Source organism: Pseudomonas sp. 05N432, assembly GCF_056396945.1.
Genome location: NZ_JBFTMM010000019.1, coordinates 53,027 through 76,914 on the forward strand (window position 1 = coordinate 53,027; position 23,888 = coordinate 76,914).

At 59.7% G+C, this 23,888-nt stretch carries 22 protein-coding genes and 2 pseudogenes; 14 read left to right on the forward strand and 10 right to left on the reverse strand.

Features of this window, described 5'->3' with window-relative positions; translation table 11 throughout:
* Positions 1-68 precede the first annotated feature (68 nt).
* Together AC1DHT_RS21390 and AC1DHT_RS21395 are read right to left on the reverse strand one after the other, a co-directional pair.
* Positions 69-3,575: an alkaline phosphatase family protein gene (locus AC1DHT_RS21390; protein ID WP_427535966.1), complete on the reverse strand. Its 3,507-nt coding sequence runs from the start codon at positions 3,573-3,575 to the stop codon at positions 69-71.
* 34 nt (positions 3,576-3,609) lie between these two features.
* Positions 3,610-4,587 carry a hypothetical protein gene (locus AC1DHT_RS21395; protein ID WP_427535968.1) on the reverse strand — a complete coding sequence of 326 codons (978 nt, stop codon included), beginning with the start codon at positions 4,585-4,587 and terminating at the stop codon, positions 3,610-3,612.
* Positions 4,588-4,801: 214 nt separating this feature from the next.
* On the opposite strand from AC1DHT_RS21395, the gene AC1DHT_RS21400 reads away from it, so the two are divergent.
* Together AC1DHT_RS21400 and AC1DHT_RS21405 are read left to right on the forward strand one after the other, a co-directional pair.
* Positions 4,802-5,761, forward strand: coding sequence for a hypothetical protein (locus AC1DHT_RS21400; RefSeq protein WP_427535970.1), 960 nt, complete (start codon positions 4,802-4,804; stop codon positions 5,759-5,761).
* A gap of 94 nt (positions 5,762-5,855) precedes the next feature.
* Positions 5,856-6,173, forward strand: a complete 318-nt coding sequence (locus AC1DHT_RS21405) for a helix-turn-helix domain-containing protein (protein WP_427535972.1) — start codon at positions 5,856-5,858, stop codon at positions 6,171-6,173.
* A gap of 96 nt (positions 6,174-6,269) precedes the next feature.
* Here the strand turns inward: AC1DHT_RS21405 and AC1DHT_RS21410 are convergent, their stop codons facing one another.
* The gene (locus AC1DHT_RS21410; RefSeq protein WP_427535974.1) at positions 6,270-7,325 is read right to left on the reverse strand and encodes an MBL fold metallo-hydrolase; all 1,056 of its coding nucleotides are present in this window, start codon (positions 7,323-7,325) and stop codon (positions 6,270-6,272) included.
* Positions 7,326-7,526: 201 nt separating this feature from the next.
* Here AC1DHT_RS21410 and AC1DHT_RS21415 point away from each other — a divergent pair, with 201 nt between their 5' ends.
* Both AC1DHT_RS21415 and AC1DHT_RS21420 read left to right on the forward strand, forming a co-directional pair.
* Positions 7,527-8,141, forward strand: coding sequence for a TetR/AcrR family transcriptional regulator (locus tag AC1DHT_RS21415; protein WP_427535976.1), 615 nt, complete (start codon positions 7,527-7,529; stop codon positions 8,139-8,141).
* Between the two features lie 163 nt (positions 8,142-8,304).
* On the forward strand, positions 8,305-8,844 hold the full coding sequence (locus tag AC1DHT_RS21420; protein ID WP_347927783.1) for a DUF1003 domain-containing protein: 540 nt from the start codon (positions 8,305-8,307) through the stop codon (positions 8,842-8,844).
* Here the strand turns inward: AC1DHT_RS21420 and AC1DHT_RS21425 are convergent.
* Positions 8,829-9,744 (reverse strand): annotated as a pseudogene (locus tag AC1DHT_RS21425) (LysR family transcriptional regulator). The gene AC1DHT_RS21420 and the pseudogene AC1DHT_RS21425 overlap by 16 nt on opposite strands.
* A 63-nt stretch (positions 9,745-9,807) precedes the next feature.
* On the opposite strand from AC1DHT_RS21425, the gene AC1DHT_RS21430 reads away from it, so the two are divergent.
* Together AC1DHT_RS21430 and AC1DHT_RS21435 are read left to right on the forward strand one after the other, a co-directional pair.
* A complete protein-coding gene (locus tag AC1DHT_RS21430) occupies positions 9,808-10,518 on the forward strand; it encodes a CTP synthase C-terminal region-related (seleno)protein (protein WP_427535978.1) in 711 nt (236 codons plus the stop codon).
* Positions 10,515-10,847: an antibiotic biosynthesis monooxygenase family protein gene (locus AC1DHT_RS21435; RefSeq protein ID WP_427535980.1), complete on the forward strand. Its 333-nt coding sequence runs from the start codon at positions 10,515-10,517 to the stop codon at positions 10,845-10,847. The genes AC1DHT_RS21430 and AC1DHT_RS21435 overlap by 4 nt, the downstream gene beginning before the upstream one ends.
* On the opposite strand, the gene AC1DHT_RS21440 is transcribed toward AC1DHT_RS21435, so the two are convergent.
* Entirely contained in the window at positions 10,835-11,164 is a 330-nt protein-coding gene (locus tag AC1DHT_RS21440; protein ID WP_427535982.1) for a DUF2025 family protein, read from the reverse strand. The two genes, AC1DHT_RS21435 and AC1DHT_RS21440, sit on opposite strands and share 13 nt — an antisense overlap.
* A gap of 250 nt (positions 11,165-11,414) precedes the next feature.
* Between AC1DHT_RS21440 and AC1DHT_RS21445 the strand changes: the two genes are divergently transcribed.
* A complete protein-coding gene (locus AC1DHT_RS21445) occupies positions 11,415-12,542 on the forward strand; it encodes a glycerophosphodiester phosphodiesterase (RefSeq protein ID WP_427535984.1) in 1,128 nt (375 codons plus the stop codon).
* Positions 12,543-12,894: 352 nt separating this feature from the next.
* A pseudogene (locus AC1DHT_RS21450) lies at positions 12,895-13,215 on the forward strand (PepSY domain-containing protein).
* 85 nt (positions 13,216-13,300) lie between these two features.
* On the opposite strand, the gene AC1DHT_RS21455 reads toward AC1DHT_RS21450, so the two are convergent.
* The 3 genes from AC1DHT_RS21455 to AC1DHT_RS21465 form a co-directional block, all read right to left on the reverse strand.
* Positions 13,301-13,753, reverse strand: a complete 453-nt coding sequence (locus tag AC1DHT_RS21455) for a hypothetical protein (RefSeq protein ID WP_427535988.1) — start codon at positions 13,751-13,753, stop codon at positions 13,301-13,303.
* A gap of 112 nt (positions 13,754-13,865) precedes the next feature.
* Complete coding sequence (locus tag AC1DHT_RS21460; protein WP_477761464.1) at positions 13,866-14,579, reverse strand: methyl-accepting chemotaxis protein; 714 nt, start codon at positions 14,577-14,579, stop codon at positions 13,866-13,868.
* A 33-nt stretch (positions 14,580-14,612) separates the two neighbouring features.
* Entirely contained in the window at positions 14,613-15,491 is an 879-nt protein-coding gene (locus AC1DHT_RS21465) for a HAMP domain-containing protein (protein ID WP_442114430.1), read from the reverse strand.
* Between the two features lie 277 nt (positions 15,492-15,768).
* On the opposite strand from AC1DHT_RS21465, the gene AC1DHT_RS21470 reads away from it, so the two are divergent.
* The 4 genes from AC1DHT_RS21470 to AC1DHT_RS21485 all read left to right on the forward strand — a co-directional run bounded on the left by AC1DHT_RS21470 (position 15,769) and on the right by AC1DHT_RS21485 (position 20,392).
* Complete coding sequence (locus AC1DHT_RS21470; RefSeq protein WP_427535992.1) at positions 15,769-16,791, forward strand: transporter; 1,023 nt, start codon at positions 15,769-15,771, stop codon at positions 16,789-16,791.
* Positions 16,792-16,979: 188 nt separating this feature from the next.
* Positions 16,980-18,596, forward strand: a complete 1,617-nt coding sequence (locus AC1DHT_RS21475) for an inorganic phosphate transporter (protein ID WP_427535994.1) — start codon at positions 16,980-16,982, stop codon at positions 18,594-18,596.
* 210 nt (positions 18,597-18,806) lie between these two features.
* Positions 18,807-19,673, forward strand: a complete 867-nt coding sequence (locus AC1DHT_RS21480; protein WP_427535996.1) for a phytanoyl-CoA dioxygenase family protein — start codon at positions 18,807-18,809, stop codon at positions 19,671-19,673.
* The gene (locus AC1DHT_RS21485) at positions 19,670-20,392 is read left to right on the forward strand and encodes a TylF/MycF/NovP-related O-methyltransferase (RefSeq protein ID WP_347927793.1); all 723 of its coding nucleotides are present in this window, start codon (positions 19,670-19,672) and stop codon (positions 20,390-20,392) included. Before AC1DHT_RS21480 ends, AC1DHT_RS21485 begins: the two co-directional genes overlap by 4 nt.
* A 118-nt stretch (positions 20,393-20,510) precedes the next feature.
* Here the strand turns inward: AC1DHT_RS21485 and AC1DHT_RS21490 are convergent, their stop codons facing one another.
* The gene (locus AC1DHT_RS21490) at positions 20,511-21,407 is read right to left on the reverse strand and encodes a LysR family transcriptional regulator (protein ID WP_427535998.1); all 897 of its coding nucleotides are present in this window, start codon (positions 21,405-21,407) and stop codon (positions 20,511-20,513) included.
* Positions 21,408-21,528: 121 nt separating this feature from the next.
* Here AC1DHT_RS21490 and AC1DHT_RS21495 point away from each other — a divergent pair, with 121 nt between their 5' ends.
* Positions 21,529-22,287 (forward strand): SDR family NAD(P)-dependent oxidoreductase, encoded by a 759-nt coding sequence (locus AC1DHT_RS21495; protein ID WP_427536000.1) that lies wholly within the window; start codon positions 21,529-21,531, stop codon positions 22,285-22,287.
* Between the two features lie 53 nt (positions 22,288-22,340).
* Here the strand turns inward: AC1DHT_RS21495 and AC1DHT_RS21500 are convergent, their stop codons facing one another.
* Positions 22,341-22,778, reverse strand: coding sequence for a multidrug/biocide efflux PACE transporter (locus AC1DHT_RS21500; protein ID WP_427536002.1), 438 nt, complete (start codon positions 22,776-22,778; stop codon positions 22,341-22,343).
* 89 nt (positions 22,779-22,867) lie between these two features.
* Between AC1DHT_RS21500 and AC1DHT_RS21505 the strand changes: the two genes are divergently transcribed.
* A complete protein-coding gene (locus tag AC1DHT_RS21505) occupies positions 22,868-23,722 on the forward strand; it encodes a LysR family transcriptional regulator (RefSeq protein WP_427536004.1) in 855 nt (284 codons plus the stop codon).
* Positions 23,723-23,888: the final 166 nt, after the last annotated feature.

The following is a 23,888-nucleotide window of genomic DNA, read 5'->3' on the forward strand; positions in this document are numbered from 1 at the left end:
TTCGGTGTTGTTAGGGCCGCAGTATTATCCTGCGGCCCTTTTCTTTGGCTGTGACTGCAACTACGAGATCATTTCCCCAACCCACTAATCTTCCACGGGCACACCGCTTCCCTCACCCCGCTCGGCCCGACGATCTCCGGTGTCTGCCCCAGCGACCTCGCGCTCAGCACTTTGCCTACCTGCTCTATCAACTTATCAAACCCCAACGTCACATTTTCCTGGTGCAGTTTGCGCAGTTGCTCGACCACGGCGTAGGTGAAGGCGCCGTAGCTGGTGGAGCCCACCTCATACTCGTTGGCTTTTTCGTTTTCTCGGGCGGCGTAGAGCATCAGGGGCATGTAGGGGCCGTGGTGGCCGTAGAGTTTGCCTTGGCGCTGTAGTTGGGCCTTTTTCTCGGGGCGTAGGCCGGTGGCGGCGCCTTGGGTGCTGCGGGTGCGGGTGAGTCCGCGGGAAGTGTGGTCGTGTTCGCTGAAGTCGCGGCCGTCGCTGTCGGCGGCGTACACCCGGCGGTCCCAGTCGCCGGCGTAGGGGTCCCAGCGCAGCATGCGGTGGCGGATGTCGCTGGGTGGGGTGATGCCGCGCACGCGGCCGTTGCCGCGGGTCATGCCGCCGGCGTAGCAGCAGTCGAACATGACGGTCAGTTTGGCGCCGTGGCCGTTCGGGTCAAATGGCAGGTGGCTGTAGAACTGGCGGAACAGTTTGTCGGTGAAGTGGGTGTTTTCGTCGTCCCAGTCGAAGTCGTAGAGCACCAGAGTTTCGTCCATGCGGTCGGCTTCGCCGCTGCTGCTGTAGGCCGGCAGTTGGGTGCCGTGGCCGGAATAGAACAGCACGCGCTCGTCGCCGGCGCGGGCGCCTTCCACCAGCCATTCGAGGCGCTCGACGAAGTTCGCCCGCGTCGCTCGGGCGTCGTGCAGCAACCGAATGTCGCCGGCGTCGTAGCCGCTTTCCTGGAGCATGCGGCTGATCAGGTAGGTGTCGTTGATGCAGCCGTCGAGGCGTGCGCCCGGTTCGGGGTAATCGTTGATGCCGACCACCAGGGCGCGGCGTTTGCGTTGGCCGCTGCGGGACAGGAACGCCGGCACTTCCAGAGCGCTTGCCGCCACCACGTCGCGGGCCAGTTGTGGCCAGAGGCCGGTCTGGCTGGTGGCTGATGACAAGTAGGCTTGCGCTGCGTGATTGAGGTCGAGCAGGTCATCACGCAGCGGCACGCTGAACTCGGTTTGCAGGTCGACCCGCGCCGAGTCTGGCGAGGTGATCGGCCGGGTCAGTAAGCCGTCGTTGGGGTTGTAGAGGTGGAACCAACGGCGAATGCCTCGACCGTTTTCACTCAGGCGCATGACCCGTCCGCCCCACACTTCGCGCATCACCAATGGCAGTGCGATGGGCGAGCCGAAGCTGACGAATACCCGGCCATCGACGAGTTTCAGCGCCGAACCTTTCTTGGCCACCGAACGGCGCAAGGCGTCGTAACCGATCAGGCTGCCCAGCCCTTGGGCGAAGATGATCTGCGGGTTGAACGCGTCGATTTTGTCCAGCAGATGTTGGGTCAGTGCGGTGCGCAATTCGGCGTCTTCGATCCATTGCACGATGGCGCCGACGGTGGTGCGCAGCATCTGATTGACCGGCAGGCCCCAACTGCCGAAATCCTCGTCGGCCTTGCCCCTGGCGTCGTCCCGCAACATGGCCAGGCCGCGGGTGATCTGGGCGAAGTCCGGTCCATCCTTGAGTTGATCATCGAAGGGCAGAAAGTCGATGTCCTGGTCGTCGATGACGCGACCGTTCTGCGCCAGTTGGTTGCGGATCAGCGTGCGCCATTGTTCCTGCCAGTTCGCGTCGGTACTGCCCTGCCCATTGGCGGGCGGCGTGAATCCCACACCCGGCAGGCACAGGACTCGCAGTTGCGCGGGCACAACAGCCGGCACCGCCCCTGCTTGCAAGGTTTTGACGGCAGGCGCACCAACGGCAGCCACCGTTTGACCGTGGGCGGTGGCCATCAAATCCTGCAGGCGCCGCAGTTTCGCTTCCAGGCTGTCGGCACTGGGCGCGGCGGACGTCAGGGCGGCCTGGCCGGGCTCAGCCAGTGCACGGGTGCGGCTGTCGAGGAAACTGCTGACACCTTGGGCGCTGTTTTTCCAGATCTGCTCCGGATCAAGACCATCGAGGTAACCGGTGGCGCTGTCCACCACCTGACGGCTTTGGGTCGCCAGTTGGGACTCGATCAAGGGCAGCCCGGCGCGGCTTGGCACGGCGGTGGCGGCCAGTTTCGGCGCCGGAGCAAGGTTTGCGGCAGTGCGCCAGATCGGCGCGTTGCCGAAGTGCTGGGCCGCGACCACCCTTGCACCTAGTGCACTGCGCGGCAGTTGGAAATGATCGCAGAGAAAGGCCAGCAAACTGGTGTGATCGTAATGTTGCGCCTGGAGGTTGTCGGTCCACGGAATCAGGCCGGGATTGAGCCACGGCGAAGCGAGGATCGCCGGTACGCGGATGCCCAGCCGGGTGAAGGGATTGGGCCATTCGACATCGACCGTTGACCCCGTCGCCACGCAAGTCGGTGGCACCACATGGTCATGGAAGCCGCCGTGCTCGTCGTACAGCAGCACGAACAAGGTTTTGCTCCAGAGGTCAGTGTTGGCCGACAAGGCGTTGAACACCTCGCCGACAAACTGATCGCCAAAGCGCAGGTCTTCCGGTGGATGGTGCGATACGTTGGGCCCGAGTTTACCGTTGAGCAAGCCATAGCTCGGCTCGATCCACGACAGTTCAGGAAGCTTGTTACCAGCGACATCCGACTTGAAGTCGTCGATGCTCATGTGTTGCAAGCCACCTTTGACCAGCGCCGCCAGCGGGATGGCACCGTCGGAATAAATGCGCACGTCGTGGCCCTTGTCGCGCAGCAGCGAAAAAATGCTGTCGCCGCCAAATTGCGCGATCAGGCTTTTGATCCCCGCCAGCACGGTGCCCGTGGACGGCATCAGCAAGTGGCCGTTGCAACTGCCGAGCATGGCGAAAAAACGGTTCGGCCAGGTCGGGCCCGGAACCGAGGCGAACCAGCGGTCGCACACGGTGAAATTGCGCGCCAGCCCCTGGATCGCCGGCAGCGGATCGGCGGCAGGCGTGGCGCCAAACGGGATGTAGTTCATCGCCCGCTGGGCCATGGATTGCGAGTAAGTTTTGTACACCTTCAGATTGTTGCGGGCCTTGTCGTAGGCGTCCTGCGCAAAGCCATCGAGCTTGGGTGCAGTCAGGCTGGTCTTGAGTGACACATCCAGTTGCTTCACCACATCGACGAACTCATGGCCCAGGTCGAAACCTTCGCTGTCCTTGGCCGGTAGCGCCGGTGGCAAAGGCGCGGGCGGCGCCCACAGGGCAAAGTAGTCAGGTGTTTCCGCCGTTTGAGTGATCACCGCCGTGTTGCCACTGGCATCCTTCAGCGGGTTGGTGCTGGGCGCTTTACGGTTGATGCCGTCGCACGCACGGTTGATGCTGGTGTAATCCCCCAGCAGATGATCGAACGAGCGGTTTTCCATCATCAGCACAACGACGTGCTTAATCTCGTCGGGCCAGTTGTTCGCCATGCTGCTCTCCCTGAGTTGATGTGCCCGCTCGCGCTCAGGGCTTGGGCTGTGGGACTGTTTTGCTGCCCGTCAGGCGAATCATCTGGCTCAACATCTTGAACCAGAAGTCGCCGCCCAACGAGGCAGCCAACGCCGCCGTCATGACCCCAAGTAACCAGTAGCCGAACCAGGCGATTTTGTTTGTCTGATCGTGGTGTAAAAAAGCCGGCGGGTTGTTCCAGCCGATAGCGCCCTGAGGCAGCGCCTGCAAACTGCTCAATGCCGAATCGAACTGGCATTGGGCCTTGTCGTCTCGATTCGCACAGAGCTGATCGAACGTAGCGGATGGGTTGTTTGTCACCAGATTGTTGGCCATCTGCATGCCGGCCGCGCGCAACGTGTCATTGCGCACCATGCCTTGCATGAGGTCGAACGCGTTGACGTTGAGCACCAGGCAAATCACCAGCGAGCAGGCCAGCGAGACGACTTTGGCATTACGCCGCATCCAGCCTTCGGCGCGGTCCATGACCGCATTGATCCAGTGCTCCAGTCGGGTCTTGAACGCGCACAGCAGCTCCTGGGCCGTGGTGACTTTGGCCTGGGCCGCCGCAAGCATCGTCGACAGTGCACGGCGCAAGTGCTCGGACGGAACCTGCGCAATGCCCTTGGTCAGGGCTGCATTGAGTTCGTCGAGGGGAATATCGAGGGTCGTGGTGTCGTCTTTGTGCAGCAGTAGCGTGATCACCACCTGCGCCAGCATCGCCGGGTCCAGGTAACTGGGGCGATTGCCCGGCGGCGCCATGGACTGGATCATCGGGTGATCGAGCACCTGCTGGAAGAACGCCAGGTCGCTGTCGTTCAGCCCCTTCAATTTGCCGGTGAACAACAGCTTCAGGGCGTTATAAAGGTACTTCGCCCGGACCTTCTGGAAGAACGATTGAATGATTTCAGTGAGGGTGGTGACGAAAATACCCAGCAGCGTGAACAGCGCCAACATCCCGAGAATCGCGTCCAGAACGACCGACCCAAACATCCTTACCTCCTTGTAGATGTGGCAAAAAGTCAGCTCGAATCAAGACCTCAGGATGAGGAAAGGAGCAATGCAACCCACCTCACAACGCTAGTCAGGCTATGGGGTCTTGTCCAATTGCAGAGGGCGTTGATGCGACAAACGTGAATCAACAGGTGCGCCATCACGCGCCACCCGCTATTAATACGCCACCTACCCCTCAAGGACCCGAGCGCGCATGAAATTCGACACCGCCTACTGCATCAGCCTCGACGACAAGCTGTCGATCTATGACGTGCGCGATCTGAACTTCGACGAGACCATGGACTTCGACTCGGCCAAGGAGCGCTTTCAGTGCCCCAACGACGACTGTCGCACGGCGTTCGACGAGGCGAATGGGCTGGGGACGTTCAACGCGAAAAACGTCAATTACATCCGCACGCCGCACTTCAAGAACCTGCCCGGCACCCGGCATATCGAAGGCTGCCCTTATGTCAGCCTCAGAGCGCCGGCATCAGAAGGTGCAGAAACGGACGACGGACCGGAGGAGCACTTTCCGTCAGAGCTTCTGCTGACCCGGCGTCAGTATGTGCGCAAGCCGTCCACCCCAATGCCGGATGTCGATGCGCCTCGGGAACAGCCGAAACCTTCTGCCACGACCAGCGCTACCGAGCACCCGACGCGCGAGTCGGCACCGGACACAACCTACGTCTTCGCTCATCCGGTGGAGTGCTTCGTATCGAATTTCGATAACAAGGACCTGCTCAAACGTATGCCGCTGAAGATTGGCGAGCACACGGCTTCTTACAGCGCGTTCTTCAAAAAAATCGAATACCTGCAGGACAACAAAGGGCTGATTTACTGGGGCAAGATCAAGGCCATCAAGGACTACAACACCAGTTTCCGCATCGATTTCGAGAAGAAGGTCTGGCTCGACAAGAAGCCCTACTCGGTGAACGTCTACCTGAGCAAAAAACTGATCGAGAACTACCGCAAGCGCAAAGCCTTCCTCGAGGAAATCAAAGGCGCCATCGGTAGTGAGCGGGAGCTTTATTGCTTCTTCTATGGCGTGACCCCGGAGTTGAAGCAGGTGCCGAGCAAGAAAAACCCCGAGCAGACGTTCGGGGTGTTCAGTGGTGATATCGAGAATCTGGATCACTTTATTATTAGGGAGGTTCCGGGGTTGGAGGCGACGTAGAACCAATCAAAAAATTGAGTTTGATCCGGGTCGAAAACAACTGTACAAAAACACAGTACCCATTGAATAACCCATTTCGAACCCGGAGAAAACCATGGCCTCTCTTGCGATGAAAATCACCCTGGAACGTATCGCCCTTTTCCAATTCACCCCCGCACACAGCGTACAAGCCCGTGCGATGCTGGGCTGGTCGCTGGAGGAGTTTTCCAGGGAATCCGGGGTTACCGTTGAAGCTATCCGCCGGTTTGAAGCGGGCGGTGAAGTGCTCGACGTCACCCGTCTGGCCCTCGCCTACCGGTTTGAAGCCGAAGGCCTGGTGTTCTTCCCAGGCTTTGCACCGGGCCGAGGCATGAGCGTCAGAGGCTCTACGCCAGACCCGGTGGGACGGGCGGATTACGCGATGATTGAGTGATATCCAATCATTCGATGGGGTTCCGTTCCCCCATCATTGGCAGAGTCTGCTGTACCAGCATCTGCGCAGAACAATCCGTGGAATAGGCGTACGTCCCTAGCTGTTAACGATCAACTGAACGGTTGTCTCTTCAACTTCCAGCCACCAGGCCTCCCCACGCTGCGGTTGGCCAAGGCTGAACGCTTCGCCCATTTGTGGCGTGGTGATAGAAACACTGCGCTCCCAGGCCAAGGCCAAGATGCGGTCGAAGGGTTCATGCCAGGCGTGCATCGACAAATCGAAGGTGCCGTTGTGAATCGGTAGCAGCCAACGGCCCTTGAGGTCGATGTGGGCTTGCAGGGTTTCTTCTGGTTGCATGTGAATGTGCGGCCAGTCGACGTTGTACGCGCCGGTTTCCATCAGGGTCAGATCAAAGGGGCCGAACTGTTCGCCGATGGCTTTGAAACCGTCGAAGTAACCGGTATCACCACTGAAGAAAATCCGTTTGCCGCCATCGATCATCACCCACGAGGCCCAGAGCGTGCTGTTGCCATCGAACAGCCCGCGACCGGAAAAGTGCTGCGAAGGCGTGGCAATGAAATGAATGCCCTCGATCTGAGTGCCTTCCCACCAATCCAGTTGACGCACTTTGCTCGCATCGACGCCCCATTTGATCAGCGTCTCACCCACGCCCAGCGGCGCAAGAAAGTGCCTGGTTTTGTCCGCCAGCTTGAGAATCGACTGACGATCGAGGTGGTCGTAATGGTCATGGGACAGAATCACCGCTTCGATCGGTGGCAACGCCTCGAGGCTGATCGGTGGTTGATGGAAGCGCTTGGGGCCGGCCCATTGCACCGGTGATGCGCGCTCGGCGAAGACCGGATCGGTCAGCCAGAATTTGTCGCGCAGTTTCAGCAGCACAGTGGAATGCCCCAGGCGGAATACGCTGTGGTTCGGTGCGTCGAGAAGCTGTTCGAGAGTCAGCGCTTGAACCGGAATAACACCAGTCGGTCGCGTGTTATTCGGCTTGTGGAAAATCATGTTCCAGAAAATTCGCAGGGTCTTGCGAAAGCCTTGCCCCGGTACGGTTGCATGATTTTGGTATTGCCCCTGCTCTTGCCGGGACGTTTTCAGTTCAGAGGCGCTATCCGCCTGGTAAGAGAAAGTGGCCATGTTTGAGTGACTCCAGAAAACCGACGAGGTGCGGCATTTCTTTTTCGGACGATAAATGGCCAATGCACGCACGCGTCAGCCGCAAACCCTACTTTTCAACCGTTCAACTACACTGCACAGTGTAGTTTCAAGATTGCAACAAAGCCGTGAGCAAGTAAACTGCCGAGTGTAATTCTTCCTTTTCTCTGCCGAAGCGTATTTATGACAGCTCCACAACGCCTCACCGACCGTAAACGCGAAGCCATTGTTCAGGCGGCGATTGCCGAATTCCGTGCCAACGGCTTCGACATCACCAGCATGGACAAGATTGCCGCCACTGCGGGTGTGTCGAAGCGCACGGTGTACAACCACTTCCCCAGCAAAGAAGAGCTGTGGACTGAAATCCTGCAACGATTGTGGGCCAACGTCACCGCTCAACAGGACAATTGCTATCGCACAGACCTGCCGTTGCGCGAGCAGTTGGGCCAACTGCTGCACTGCAAGTTGCAGCTGCTGGGGGACACCAATTTCCTTGATCTGGCACGGGTTGCCATCGCCGCCACCATCCATTCGCCGGAACGGGTCCAGGACATGGTCGAGCGCATTGGCGAACGTGAAGAAGGGTTGACCACCTGGATTCGCGCGGCTCAGGCTGACGGTCGGCTCAAGCCTGTAGACCCGGCCTTTGCTGCCCAGCAGGTGCAGGGAATGCTCAAGGCATTTGCCTTCTGGCCGCAGATCTCCCTGAACTGTCCACCACTGTCACCCGAAATGCAGACGACAGTCGTAGAGTCGACGCTGGACATGTTTCTGGCCTGCTATCAACGGCAGGCATGAAGGGCACGCAAAAGGACACATGGAACAAATGACACTATTCACGTGTTTATCCGCTGGACCGAAGCCCTGAATAAAACACTACAAAGTGTTTCAAGGCGACTCGGGCGCTGGAAGCTGTGGGGGTTATAGTGAGCCTCAGTCCCATGGCATTGCAGAGAGCATCATGAATTCAGCCAAGCCCGAAGAAAAAGATCCCGCCGCCCCCATCGATCACTTGCGCTTCCACCGGCCGCACGCTCATCTGGCATCGACGTTCGGCAATGACACTTTCGCATTGAAGGCCGAAGCCTTTGCACGCTTCTTCGGCACCCCGACCTTCCTCGGCGCGCAAACCCTCATCGTCGTGGTCTGGATTGCCCTGAACGTCACGGGGTTAACGACCTTCGACGTCTACCCGTTCATCCTCCTCAACCTCGCGTTCAGTCTGCAAGCGGCCTATGCCGCGCCGTTGATTCTGCTGGCGCAAACCCGTCAGGCCGCTCGCGACAAAGCCCAGTCCGAAGCCGACGCGCTACACCGCGAGACGTTGGCGATTGCCAACAGCGAACGGCAAGCGCAAGCCGCGAAGACCTCCGCACAGTTACTGACGTTGCTTGAGCAAAACACCCGACTGACCGAGATGACCAAAGAGCTGACCGAACGCATCGAGAACCTGACATCAGAGATGCATCAACACATTTTGAAAGATCAGCAACGCTCCTGATCGGGCAATTGCACCCAGCGTGATAACTCGTCGAACAGCGTCACCACCGAGCGCAATGCTCGACAGTCCGGGCGAGTCAGCAACCACAGACTGGTGTCGTAACCGAGCAGGGGTTCGCTCAAAGGGCGCAGCCCCTGCGCGGGGTCGATCAGAAAGTCCGGCAACGCGGCGACCCCAAGCCCGGCGCGTACCAACTCGGTGACCGAGTGCATGCTGTTACAGCGATAGCTCGGCAGCACACCGGGAAATTGCTGACGACGCCAGATCACGGTTGGATGGTCGGGCAGAAAGTCATCCGGGGCGATCCAGCTCAACCGTGTCAGATCACTCGGCTCGACCGATTTCAGATACGCCGCACTCGCGCACACCCGATACGACACAGCGCCCAATCGCCGCCCAACCAGATGCTCCGGAGGTGAGCGGGGTCAGGCGCAAGGCGATATCGGCATCGCGGCGGCTGAGGTTGGCGAAATCGTTGGAGGTGCTCAGTTCCAGGGTCAGCGCCGGGTACGCCGGCATGAACTGCGCCAGTGCCGGCAACAGTAACGCGTGCAACACCGAATCGGTGCAGGTCAGGCGCACGGTGCCGCTGATCACGTCACCGCCCTGCTCCACGCCAATACGCGCCGCTTCCAGCGCCTGCTCGGCGCGTTCGGCCTGCTCGGACAGTGTTCGGGCCAGGGCGGTCGGCAAATAACCTGCACGACTTTTCTCGAACAGCGCTTGGCCCAATGCCGCTTCCAGGCGCCTGACCGCACGAAACACCGTCGAAACGTCGACCTTCAATAGCGCCGCCGCCCGTGCCAGAGAGCCGCCGCGCACCAACGCAAGAATCAAGGCGAGGTCCGGGTAATCCAACTGATAGTGCGTTGCTGCATTGAACACTTGGGTAAACGCCACTGTTGATTGCGTGAACGCCACTCTATAGTCGGCTCCAGCAATCAACAAGTCTTGGGAGACACCATGGAAGCGAGCCCTCAACTGCGTATTGCACTGATCGGTGACTACGACCCGCAGGTCACTGCCCATCAGGCAATTCCCCTGGCGCTGAACCTGGCCGCACAACACACTGACGTCGATGTGCAGTTTGAGTGGCTGGCCACTGACCACATTGACGCAAACACCCCGCTGGCTGACTTCGACGGCTTCTGGTGCGTGCCTGCCAGCCCTTACCGCAACATGGACGGTGCGCTGTTGGCGATCCGCTTTGCCCGTGAACAGCAGCGGCCGTTCCTCGGCACCTGCGGTGGTTTTCAACACGCGGTGCTTGAATACGCACGCAACGTTCTGGGATGGACCGATGCCGAGCATGGCGAAACTTCGCCCGACGCCATTCGCGCCGTGCTCACGCCGCTGACCTGCTCACTGGTCGAGGTCGTCGACAGTATCCGGTTGGTTGAAGGCTCGCTGATTGCCAACGCCTACGGGGCCACAGAGATTCATGAAGGCTATCACTGCCGCTACGGCGTCAATCCGGCGTTCGAAGAGCAATTGCTGACACACAACCTGAGAGCCACCGGCCACGATTCGGTGGGTGATTTACGGGCCGTGGAGCTCAGCAATCATCCATTCTTCGTCGCAACCTTGTTTCAACCCGAACGCGCGGCGCTAGCCGGCACCCTTCCCCCCTTGGTCAACGCCTTTATCCGGGCCTGCGCGAGGAACCACAGATGATCGCCAACACGCCTTCGCCGCCTTACTACGCGGTGATTTTCACTTCACTGCGCACCGCCGCCGACCAGGGTTACGAGCAAGCAGCACAGCACATGGTCGAACTTGCCCGCGACCAACCAGGGTTTCTCGGAGTGGAGTCGGCCCGGGGTGAGGACGGGCTCGGCATCACCGTTTCCTACTGGTCCAGCGAAGAAGCGATTCTCGCCTGGAAACAACACGCCGAGCACAGTGCAACCCGCGAACGCGGACGCTCGACCTGGTATGAAGCGTTTCACACGCGGGTCTGCAAGGTAGAACGCGCTTATGCCTTCGAGCGTCAGCCGGCCTGAACCAGACGGCGCAGCGCGCTGATCTCCGGTAAATCCTCACGCCGCATATAGACCCGCAGTGGTTCAGTGATATTGATCCGGTCGTCGATATTCTGCTCCAGCAACAAGCGGATCAGCTCGCGCTTGAGGGTCATGGCTTGACCGTCCTCAGGCGTCCAGACGAACTCGCTGGCGGGGATGATTGCGTCGTCTGCGACGTCCATGCCAAAGGCATCTTCGCTGAAACGGACGATGTATCGGGCGGTCTTGCGATTGAAACCGACGAAGCCGATGAGTTGGTCGGCGGCCTGGCAGATAAGTTCGGACGTGATGCGCATGGTAAACCTCACGGATGCGTCCCGCAGGACGGCTGAACGATGGTTTACACGCAGGGGCGGGATAACGGATGCGTCGGGATTTCCCTCTGATGGGGAAATTGCCGAGGTGGATCGTACTGCAAAGGACTGCACAAAAGCGCGGAAAAAACGCCCCTCGCACACGTTAATGTCAGTTTGGCGATAGCGCATCCGGCGCTCAATTGTTAAAAGATAGGTCTTTGAAATCGCTTCTTACGAAAGGACCTCGACAATGCCTGTTACCTACACCAAAAGCGCCCTGTTGCTGAGTCTGATGCTCGGCCTTGGCCAGGCACAGGCTACCAGCCAGCAGAGCCCGACCGCTCTGGCCACCGCCACCGGGATCCCGCACCCGGCAGTGATCGCCCACCGTGGCGCCTCGTTCGATGCACCGGAATCCACTGCCGCCTCCTACAAACTGGCGCGCGACCTGGGCGCCGATTACCTGGAAATGGACCTGCAACGCAGCAAGGACGGCGTGCTGTTCGCCTTGCATGACAACAACCTGCAACGCACCACCGACGTTGCGACCAGGTTTCCTGAACGCAAGGACAGCCCGGCCAACGCGTTCACCATCGCCGAACTTAAAACCCTGGATGCTGGCAGCTGGTTCAACACCGCACACCCGGATCGCGCACGCGCCAGTTACGCCGGCCTGAGAATCCTGACCCTCGACGAAATCATCGATATCGCCGAAGGCAACCCGCTGCACAAGCCAGGGCTTTACATCGAAACCAAAGAGCCAAAGCAATTTCCCGGCATCGAGCGCGACCTCAAGGACAAGCTTCAGGACCGTGGCTGGCTGAGCCCGGCAGGTTCCAAACTGGCCAAAAGCGAGCTGAGCGTCGGTCAGGGTAAAGGCAAAGTGATCCTGCAAACCTTCGAGAAGAGCAGCCTTGAACTGCTGCAAAAAGAAATGCCGCAAGTGCCGAAGATTCTTCTGCTGTGGGTGGGCGAAGGCAGCATCGAGCCCAAGTCGAAGGTGACCTTCGCCGAATCCGGCGACAAGGATAAAGCCACCTACTACGCCAAACAGGAACCCAAGGACAAAGCCGAATTCGAGCAATGGGTCGACTACGCCAAGTCTCAGGGTGCCGTCGGYACGGGCCCTTCGGCAGCGTTGACCAACGGCGGCGATCAAAGCTATTCGGACCTGGTGCAACCGTGGATGAACCAGTACACCCACGACAAAGGCATGTTGGTGCACGTCTACACCATCGACGATGCGGTGGATTACAAGAAGGTCATGGACGCCGGTGTCGATGGCATCTTCACCAACCGCGCCAGCGAACTGCTCAAGTATTACAAGCGCCCGGCAGCGGGCAGCGTTGCGCAGTTGCTTGAGAACAACGGCTTCTGAGTGGCCGTCCGCTATTGATCGCTCCCGAGAGGGAGCGTCACGGGTGGTACGGCAAAACCAGAGGGGCCACGCAATTCCCGTAGCAGCTGGCGCAGCCTGCGTTCGGCTCGGTCCGCGTTCGGGCGCAGCAGTCGTAGAATCAGGCAACGCGGAGTTTCAGGTTCACCGCAGGCGCAGGTTTCACGACCGCTGCGCAGCCGAACGCAGGCTGCGCCAGCTGCTACAGGTTCGGCAGCACGCAGTCTCGTGATGATTTGCGCGGGAACGACCAGGCTCAGGCGATGTTAAGGATGAATTAAGTTGCGCTGGTTAACCTGACGCCACTTAAACAGCTCACCCAAGGAATGACCCCATGAAGACGTTGACTGCCCTGTTCACCGCCGCTGCCCTGACCCTGACGGCCGGTTTCGCCATGGCCGATGTGCGTCCGGACCTGATCCCGGGTCTGCTCAAGGACGGCACCGTGATGGACATGTAGAAACTCAATCAGGCCGCGCTGGCCGAGCACCCTGGCAGCACGGCCGCGAACATCACCGACACCGAGCTGGAGCACAATGCCAAAACCAGTGCTTATGAGTACAAGGTCGAAATCCGCGACGCGAAGAACGTCGAGTGGGACGTGAAGCTGGACGCCAAAACCGGCAAAGTGCTGAGCAACACACAAGACAAGTAAATCGAAAAAAAAAGAAGCCGCACCCCCCTGAGGGTCTGCGGCTTTTTTGCGTCTGATGGGCATGACGGGCAACACCGCCGCGCCGTTACGCCGTCGTACTGACCAACGCCCCCGACGTGCTGCTGCCTGACTCTTGCAGCGCTTGCGTCAATGCCGCCGTAGCGGTCTCCAACGAACCCGAGGTGGTTGCGATCTGTGACTGGGCGGCGGCGATTTTCGCCGCTTTGGCATCCGCACTTTCCTGACTGGCCTGAGCAGCTTGCAGTTGTTGCTGTTGCTCCTGCAATTGCTTTTGCAATTGGGCGATCTGCTTGCGCAGCTCTTTTACCGTATCCGACTCACTGCTACTGCTGCTCGAACTGCTGCTACCCGACGCAGACGCGCCACCACCGGCTGCAACTTTGCCGCTGTCGGTCGTCGAACTTCCCGTCGCGGTGCTGCTTTGCGTGGTGTCGGTAGTGGCGCTGTCACTGATGGTCGTCTTGCTGGTGGTCGTGGACAGAGTCTGATTGATCGAGACCGATGTGAGGCTGACCATGGGCGTTTCCTTCGATGAGGTTAGGGATAACCGAATCATCGACGTGCAACCCCCTCACTTGAGATCAATCGTGTACCGACACGGTTAGCGTGCCGATACACATTTCAGTTGGCTAAGCGCCGAGGCGTGCCGTCACTGCGCTCAATTGCCCCGACAACCCGTGCAGATTGTTGCTCGCCGCTTCAGTGCGCTGCACGTTGTCCAGATTGGTACTGGCAATACTGGTGATCTCGGTCAGGTTGCGCGAAATGTCTTCGGCCACCGAGGTCTGTTCTTCAGCGGCGGTGGCGATCTGACGGTTCATGTCGCGGATCGCCTCCACCGACGCGGTAATGCGCTCGAGCATGGCCCCGGCTTGAGTGACCTGCTCGACGCTTTCTTCGCTGCGCGACTGACCGCTTTCGATGGCCTGGGCCGCGTCTACCGCGCCGGTCTGCACACTCTGGATGATCTGGTTGATTTCGATGATCGACGCCGCCGTGCGCTGGGCCAGGCTGCGGACTTCATCGGCCACCACAGCGAACCCGCGTCCGGCTTCACCGGCTCGAGCGGCTTCGATAGCCGCGTTCAATGCCAGCAAGTTGGTTTGCTCGGCGATGCCGCGAATCACTTCCAGCACCTTGCCGATACGCCCGCTATCGGTTTCCAGTTGGCGGATGACCGTCGCGGTGTTGGCGATTTCGCCGCGCATTTGGGTGATGGTGTGAATCGTGCCCTGCATGACCTTCTCGCCCTGCTGCGCCGACTGGTCGGCATCATCGGCGGCCCGTGCCGCGTCGGCTGCATGACGGGCGACTTCCTGGGCGGTGGCGGACATTTCGTTCATCGCCGTGGCGACTTGATCCGTGCGGTTGAACTGTTAGCTGGTGCCATGGGCCATCAAGGTTGCAATCGAGTTCAGCTCACCGCTGGCGCTGTCCAGATCCGAGGCACTGCGCTGCAAGCGACTGAAAGTCTCGGCAAGGAAATCGCGCAACGTGTTCGCCGCCACCGCCAGCTTGCCCAACTCATCCTGACGATCACTCGCCACCCGCTCGGCAAACCGGCCCTGGCTCAAGTGCGCGACGTATTCGATCAACTTGCGGATCGGTTCCACCAGATTGCGGTTGACCAGCCACAGGCTGAGCAAGCCAATCAACAGGCCCGAAGCCAGCATCACCAGGATACCCAGCAACACTGTACGATCGGCGCTGGCGCTGATCAGCATCGATTGCTCCCTGCCCTGTTTACGCAACTCGTCGACCAGTTCGCTCATCTGCTCGCTCGTGGCGCGGTCCACACCTTTGACCGCGTTATCACCTGCCGAAGGATCACCACCGGCTGTCAGATAAGCCTCTCGACCTTTTTGATACGCGCCGCCAAGCACCCGGTGCGCATCACGCAGGCTTTCAAGGCGGGTTTTAAGTGAGGCATCGATGCCCGGTTGGCGGGTCAATTCACCAAGAATGTTCTGTACGTCGCCCTGACGGTCCTCGAACTGCTTCCAGTACTTGTCCAGCTCAGCCGGTTGCTTGCCGCGCAACAGGACGTTTTTCCATTCCTGAACCTGAGCCTTGAATTGCAGGTTGGCTTCGTCAATCAGTTGCGAGGTACGTAACGGGCCTTCGATGAGGTTGCGGTAGTTCTGCACTCCGCTGGAGAGTAAGTGAAAACAGGCCAGGGCAATCAGCAACATCGCGATCAGACTGCCGCCCAGCAGTGCGAGGATTTGCGCTCTCAGGGATTTTTGCAAAAACATCGAGTGATACTCATGACAGGGATAAGGCTCGCACCAGTACGGCATGCGAGATGTCCGGACCTCCCTGTCGACAACATACGGCCGGACACCAAAGTGCCTGAGCCAATGTAGGCGTCATCGGCATGCACCACGGTTTCTTGACACTGATCCGACCACCGGTAGACGTTCTATTAAACGCGCCACCAAACTGTCACAAAACCGTCAAGCAGCGTTGCCATGATGCCGCTCATGTGAGCCTGTGAAACGTACGACAGGCGCCGCCCTTCAGCGAGACTCCATGAACCACAGCATCGATCAACGCCACCGCGATTCTGACCTGTTCGGCCTGCTCTACGGTTTCAGCTTTCGTCCCGGCGAACGCGGCCGCGAGATCGATTCGGCCAAGGCGCTGCATCTGCTGCAACAACCGGGCGCCGAGGACGAGTTCCTCTGGCTACACCTGAACCTCGCCCACGCCGCGTGCGAGCGCTGGATGAAAGCGCACCTGGAGTTGCCGGAAGAATTTTTCGAAGCCTTGCATGAAGGCTCGCGGTCGACGCGCATCGAGCACGTCGATTCGGCGCTGCTGGCAGTGGTCAACGACGTGGTGTTCAACCTCAGCAGCATGGTCTCGTCAGACGTCTCGACCCTTTGGGTCTGCGCCCGCAGTCGGTTGATCATCAGCGCACGCCTGCAACCCCTGCACTCGGTGGACAAGCTGCGCTCCTCGGTCAAGGCCGGCGAATGCTTTCGTTCGCCACTGGAACTGCTCGTGCATTTGCTGCGCGACCAGGGCGAAGTGCTGACGCAGATCGTGCGCAAGACCAGCCAGAGTGTCGACCAGATCGAAGACGAGTTGCTGTCATCGCGACTGTCCACCAACCGTGCCGAACTGGGTGCCAACCGTCGGGTGCTGGTGCGCTTGCAACGGCTGCTGGCACTGGAGCCGGGCTCGCTGCTGCGTCTGCTCAACCGTCCGCCGCAATGGTTGCAAAAGGACGACGTCAAGGAGCTGCGCAAATCCACCGAGGAGTTCGCGCTGATCATCAACGACCTCACGGCGCTGGGCGAGCGGATCAAGCTGTTGCAGGAAGAGATCGCCGCCAACCTCAACGAGCAAAGCAACCGCACGCTGTTCACCCTGACCGTGGTCACGGTGCTGGCGCTGCCGATCAACATCATTGCCGGTTTCTTCGGCATGAACGTCGGCGGGATTCCCCTTGCCGGCGACCCGGAAGGGTTCTGGATTCTGGTGGCACTGGTCGCGACGTTCACCGTGCTTGCTGGACGCTGGGCGTTTCGCAAGCGGGCGGATTATTGATCCGTCCCACATCAATCCTGCCCTCGTAGCAGCTGGCGAAGCCTGCTGCTACGAGGGGGCTGACCGATCACTGTGCGATCCAGATCAGTGGAACGACAAAAAACCAAACACTGACCCAAAGCAGTCTCGCTGTAACATTCGGCAACGATCATGACCGGCACTCCTCCCTGACACAGGATTGTCCGGCAATGGCTACGCCTTCCTTGACCGCCGCCTCCAACGCCTCCGCCAGCAACGCCAGCCCGCAGCTTGATAAAAAACCCGGTGTATTGACCGCCGTGGTGTTTTTCGCGGTGCTGGCCATGGGGCTGCTGTTCACCGCCTACAGCCTGATACACGACATGCACGACCTCGGCACCACGGTGACTACCTGGACGCCGTTTCTGCTGCTCGGTGTGGCGCTGTTGATTGCCTTGGGCTTCGAGTTCGTCAACGGTTTCCACGACACCGCCAACGCGGTGGCAACGGTGATCTACACCCATTCGCTACCGCCGCATTTCGCGGTGGTCTGGTCAGGGGTCTTCAACTTCCTCGGGGTGCTGCTGTCCAGCGGTGCAGTCGCGTTCGGCATCATCGCCTTGCTACCGGTGGAGCTGATTCTGCAAGTCGGTTCATCTGCCGGTTTCTCAATGATCTTCGCCCTGCTGATCGCGGCGATCCTGTGGAACCTCGGCACCTGGTGGCTGGGCCTGCCGGCTTCGTCATCCCATACCTTGATCGGCTCGATCATCGGCGTCGGCGTCGCCAATGCGTTGATGCACGGACGCGACGGCACCAGCGGCATCGACTGGGCGCAAGCCACCAAGGTCGGTTACGCGTTGCTGCTGTCGCCGCTGATCGGCTTCGCATTTGCCGCGCTGTTGCTGCTGGCGTTGCGCATCTTCGTCAAACATCGGGCGCTGTACAAAGCCCCGAAAGGCAATACACCGCCACCGTGGTGGATTCGCGGGATGTTGATCCTGACCTGCACCGGCGTGTCCTTCGCCCACGGCTCCAACGACGGCCAAAAAGGCATGGGCCTGATCATGCTGATTCTGGTCGGCACCCTGCCGATGGCCTATGCGCTGAACCGCACCATGCCGGCCGACCAGGCGTTGCAATTCGCCGCCGTGGCTGAAGTCACCCAACAAGCGTTAGTCAGAAGTGCTCCGCTACCGGCCCCGGCCGACCCGCGCCCCGTGCTGTCCGAATACGTACGCAGCAAGGAAGTGACACCGCAACTGATCCCCGCCCTCGCCGCCCTGGCGGGCAATATCGGTAACGAAGTGAAAGGTTATGGCTCGCTCTCCAAAGTCCCGGCCGAGGCCATGGGCAACGTGCGTAACGACATGTACCTGACCAGCGAAACCATTCGCCTGATGGACAAGAACAAGGTCGGCGACTTCGATGCCGACACCACGGGCAAACTGCAATTGTTCAAACAGCAGATCGACAACGCCACGCGCTTTATTCCGCTGTGGGTGAAAATCGCCGTGGCGATTGCGCTGGGCCTGGGCACCATGGTCGGCTGGAAACGCATTGTGGTCACGGTCGGTGAAAAAATCGGCAAGACCCACATGACCTACGCCCAGGGCGCCTCGGCAGAAACCGTGGCGATGCTGACGATTGGCGCGGCGGACATGTTCGGCCTGCCGGTATCGACCACTCACGTGCTGTCCAGCGGCGTGGCCGGAACCATGGTGGCCAACGGCGGCGGCTTGCAGATGAAGACCATCCGCAACCTGTTGATGGCCTGGGTACTGACCTTGCCGGCGGCGATTATGTTGTCGGGGAGTCTGTACTGGTTGTTCACCCAACTGTTCTGAACCCGACAACACTAAAAAAAACTCCCGAACCGGGCAATCGGTTCGGGAGTTTTTTTATAAGAGCCATCAGCGGCGCGCTCACTCGACAGGCATTTCGTCGCAAAATCAGTGGATTAAGCACTAATTGGTTCAGCACCCGCAGGATCGGGCTTCAGTTTGTTACCTTGGTGCCGACTCTTAAGAGACCCGATGCATTCAGGAGGGGGAACCGTGAATCTGTACATCAATCAGCTTCAGAAGAAAGCTGACTTCAAAAGCGCCATCTACGCTGGCGATATCTTCCTGAACACCCAGCTCACTGCAGCAAAGGAACTCTGTGCCTTTGCCCAGGAAAGCATCACCGCCGCATTTGACGGCGAGACTGACCACCAGGCCCTGCACCGCCTGATGCCGGTGGAAGAGTTCGTGGTGCTGGTGACCCGGCTCAAAGGCCAGTTCACCAATAGCCTGCGGGCCAAAGAGTTGATCCGTGGTTTCACCGAAGAAATCGGTGCGGCCCCCGAAGAGTTCATCTTCGACGTGCCGCGGATTCGCGTTGTGCCCAACTACGATTACCTGCACGCCGGCGTCAGCTACGCCTACAAACCCCATCGCGACACCTGGTACGGCGGCGTCGACTGCCAGATCAACACCTGGATGCCGGTCTATACGATCCAGCCGGACCAGACCATGATGATCAACCCGGCGTACTTCGATAAGCCGGTGAAAAACACCTCGGCGCAGTGGAGCCTCTCCGACTGGATCGGCGTGCAACGCCAGCGCGCCAAGGACAACGTCAAGGAAGAAGCCCGTCAGCACCCGGTGCCGACCGAGGACATCGACGCAGCGTCCGAGATCCGCATTGCCGGCAACACCGCCGACATGCTGATTTTCTCGGGTTCACACCTGCACGGCACGGTTCCCAATTACACCGAACAAACCCGCTTCAGTGTGGATTTCCGCCTGATGCACCTCGACGACCTGAAGCACAAGCGCGGCGCGATTAACGTCGACAGCGCATGCCCGGATGTCGGCGCCGGCTTCAAAGACTATTTCCACGCCCACGACTTCTCGAATTTCCAAGGAATCCAATCATGACCAAGCGTCGCATTACGCCTGCCGAGGCCCAATACAACGAAACCCGCGCTGGCGTCCTCAAGCGGGTCGACGCCGAGTACGTGGCCGATGCCCCTTACGTGTTCGCCAACCGCATCGGCGTGACCGCTGCGCTGTCGCGCATGGAGCTGTTCAAGAAGGTCGCCGAAATCCCTGGCGCGATCATCGAGTGCGGCGTGTACAAGGGCAACTCGCTGATGCTTTACATGCACCTGTCGATGATCCTGGAACCCTACGCGATCAACCGTTCGATCGTTGGCTTCGACACCTTCGAAGGCTTCCAGAGCATCAACAAGGACGAAGACCCGGCCGACGTCAACGAGAGCATGTTCTCCGACACCGACCAGTCGCTGATCCAGGACATGATCGACGCCAACGACCTGCTGCGTCCGGTCAACCGCATCCCGCGTTGCGAGCTGGTCAAGGGCGATATCTGCAAGACCGCGCCGGAGTGGGTCAAGACCCGTCCCGACCTGGTCGTGGCAATGCTGATCCTCGACACCGACCTGTATGAGTCGACCAAAGTCGCGCTGGAAACCTTCCTGCCGTACATGCCAAAAGGCGCCATCGTGGTATTGGACGAAGTTGCCTACCGCAATTTCCCGGGCGAAACCAAAGCCCTGCGCGAAGTGTTCGACCTGAACAAGATCGAGCTCAAGCGCCTGCCGTTCGACTCCTGCGTGGGTTACTTCCACATCTGACGCATCCTCCCTTGTGGGAGCGAGCCTGCTCGCGATGAGGCCATAACATCCGACATCTATGTCGACTGTTCTGCCGCCCTCGCGAGCAGGCTCGCTCCCACAATGGATTTGTCGTTCTTCAGGCCAAGGGCTGGATCACCTGCCCCAGCCAGTCCATGAATGCCCGCACGCGCAATGGCAAATGCCGTTGCCGGGCATAGAGCAGCGAAACCTCCATCGACGGTGCGTTGAACTGCGGCAAGACCGCCACCAGTTCACCGCTGAGCAGGTACGCCTGCATCCCCATCAGCGGCGCCTGGATCAACCCGAAACCACCCAGACACGCAGACTCGTAAGCGTCGGTATTATTGACCGTCACACTGCCGGCCATCGGCATTCGATGCAGCTTGCCCTCCTCCTCGTACACAAAACCTTCCGAGCGCGCGCCCAGTACGCCGACGTAATGGACCAGCCGATGCTGCGCCAGGTCTTCGAGCCGCTGCGGCACGCCATAGCGCTGCAGATAGGCAGGACTGGCGCAGTTGACCATGGCAAAGTCGCACAGGTGACGAGCGACCACCGATTGATCCGGTTGCGCACCGACCCGCAGCACGCAATCAAACCCTTCGCTGAGCAAATCGACCCGGCGGTCGGTGCTGCTGATTTCCAGTTCCAGATGAGGGTGCCGGGCCATGAATTCGGGCAGGCGCGGCATCACCACCCGACGGGCCAGAATGTTCGGCATGTCGATGCGAATCCGCCCGGTCAGCGAGGCTTCGTCCTGGCGAAACAGCCCTTCGATTTCATCCATGTGCGACAGCAAGTCCTTGCTGCGCTCGTACAACACCAGCCCGTCCTGAGTCGCCTGAACCTTGCGCGTGGTGCGTTGCAGCAGGCGTGTACCAAGCAGGGTTTCCAGGGCCTGGACGTGTTCGGAAACGGTGGAACGGGGCAAGCCGAGGCTTTCGCCCGCGAGGGTGAAACTCGACATTTCGCTGACCCGGACGAAGGTGCGCAACAGTTCCAGTTTATTCATGGGGCCAACTCTCTATTGTTCGGCAATTCCGACCAGTGATTCCGATTACAGCCTGTTTATCACCACAAGGCGGATAAATAAACTTTCTCCCATCGTCACTCACTGCTCTGGAGAACCTCCCATGAACCGCAAAATCGCATTGATCACCGGCGCCAGCCGTGGCCTCGGCAAAAGCACCGCCCTGCATCTGGTGACTCAGGGCATCGACATTATCGGCACCTACAACAGCCGCGCCGATGAAGCCCAGGCGCTGGTCGCGCAGATCGAAAGCCTTGGCGGTCGCGCTGCGATGCTGCAACTCGACGTCGGCCGGAGTGAAGGTTTCGGTGCCTTCACCACAGAGGTCGGGAAGGTCCTGAAAAATCACTTCGATCGCCAGCACTTCGACTTTCTGATCAACAACGCCGGGGTCGGCGTGCACGCGAACTTCGCCGACACTACCGTCGAGCAGTTCGATCTGCTCATGAACATTCACCTGAAGGGACCGTTTTTCCTTACACAGAACCTGCTGCCGCTGCTGAATGACGGTGGCCGGATCATCAATATTTCCAGCGGTCTGACCCGATTCAGCCTGCCGGGTTACGGCGCCTATGCAGCGATGAAAGGGGCGATGGAAGTGCTGACGCGCTACCAGGCCAAGGAACTTGGCGCGCGCAACATTACGGTGAATATCCTGGCACCGGGCGCCATCGAAACCGACTTCGGCGGCGGTTCGGTGCGCGATAACGCGGACATCAATCAACTGGTGGCCAGCAATACGGCACTGGGTCGCGCCGGCCAACCCGATGATATTGGTGCGGCCATTGCCCTGCTGCTGACGCCGGGCAGTCAGTGGATCAATGGGCAGCGGGTCGAAGCTTCGGGTGGGATGTTTTTGTAATCGGGATTAAAAGATCGTCCGAAGGCTTGGCTCGCGTTCGGACGATACGGCTTTTATCCCTCACAAGACTGGCGCATCAGCACCCGCTCACGCACCACGTCATAAACCCAGTGGTAGACGTAGGTGTACGGCAGGAAAAACAGCAACACCCCGATGTCCAGAATCAACGCCTGCAACAGGCTGACGTTCAGCCACCAGGCAATCAGCGGCACACTGACCGCCACCAGCCCCCCTTCGAACAGCAAGGCGTGCACGACTCGGGTTGCGGCACAGGGGACAAGCGCCAGGTGCTTGAGCAGACGGTCGAACAGGCCGTTGAACAACACGTTCCAGGCCAAGGCGATCAGACCGATGGCAATGGTCACCGCCCCCATCTCGACCATCGGCTTGTCCATCAGCCACGCCAGCAACGGTGTACACAACATGACCGCCAGCAGCTCGAAACCAATGGCCTGAAAAACACGTTCGGTAAAGGATTTGTTGGTGCTCATCATCAAGCTCCCTGGGTGAATGTGGTTGCCATCATCCATCACCACACCGATACTTCATAACCAGTAACCATCGATCAAGGCGATAGTTCATGGCCTCACATGAAGTGCTGCTGGCGTTCGTCCAGGCAGCGACCCAAGGCTCGTTTTCTGCAGCGGCGCGCAAACTCGGCAAGAGCCAGTCGACCATCAGCGCGGCCGTCGCCAGCCTGGAAATCGACCTGAACGTGACACTCTTCGATCGCAGCAGCCGCAAGCCCAGCCTGACCTCCGCCGGGCATGTCATGCTGCAACGCGCCGAAGACATTCTGACCGCCACCAGCCGCCTGGAAATGACCGCCGCGCAACTGTCCCAAGGCGTTGAGGCTAAGCTGACGGTGGCGATTTCCGACACCTACCAGTCCGATCGTTTTGAAGCGGCATTGAGTGAATTCGAACAGCGCTACCCGGACCTGGAACTCGAATGCCTGATTGCCGAGTGCGACGATTTGATCGCCCTGGTGCAACGCGGGCGCGCACATATTGCCTTCGCCGAAATGCAGTCCGACTACCCGGCCGACCTGAACAGCGCGACGGTCGACGAGCGCACGGAAATTGCCTTGTTCGTGTCGACCGAACATCCGCTGGCGGCGCTGCAAAAGGTCGATAAGGAAACGTTGCAGCAACACCGTGAATTGCGCCTGGCGACCATCATCAACCCCTACGAAACCCGCGCCCAAGGCCGGGTCTGGTCGGCGCCCAGTTACCTGATGCTGCTGGAAATGGCCCAAGGCGGTTTTGGTTGGGCGCCTTTGCCGCGCTGGCTGGTCGAGCGTTTTGGTGCGGGCTCGTTGCAGGAGCTAAAGGTTCGCGGCTGGCCGAAACCGGTGGCGGTCGATGCGCTCTGGTCACGGCTGCATCCGCCTGGGCCGGCGGGGAGCTGGTTGCTGGCGAAGATGCTGGAGTGATACATGGTGCATCTCGCATCTCGCATCTCGCATCCACATCTCGCATCCATATCCCGCATCCGTAGCAGCTGCCGAGCCTGCGAGGCTGCGTTCGAGGACGAAGTCCTCGCAAATCCTGTGCACGCGGTTTGCCTGGAAAAGCGCGTTGCCTGATTTCACGACCGCT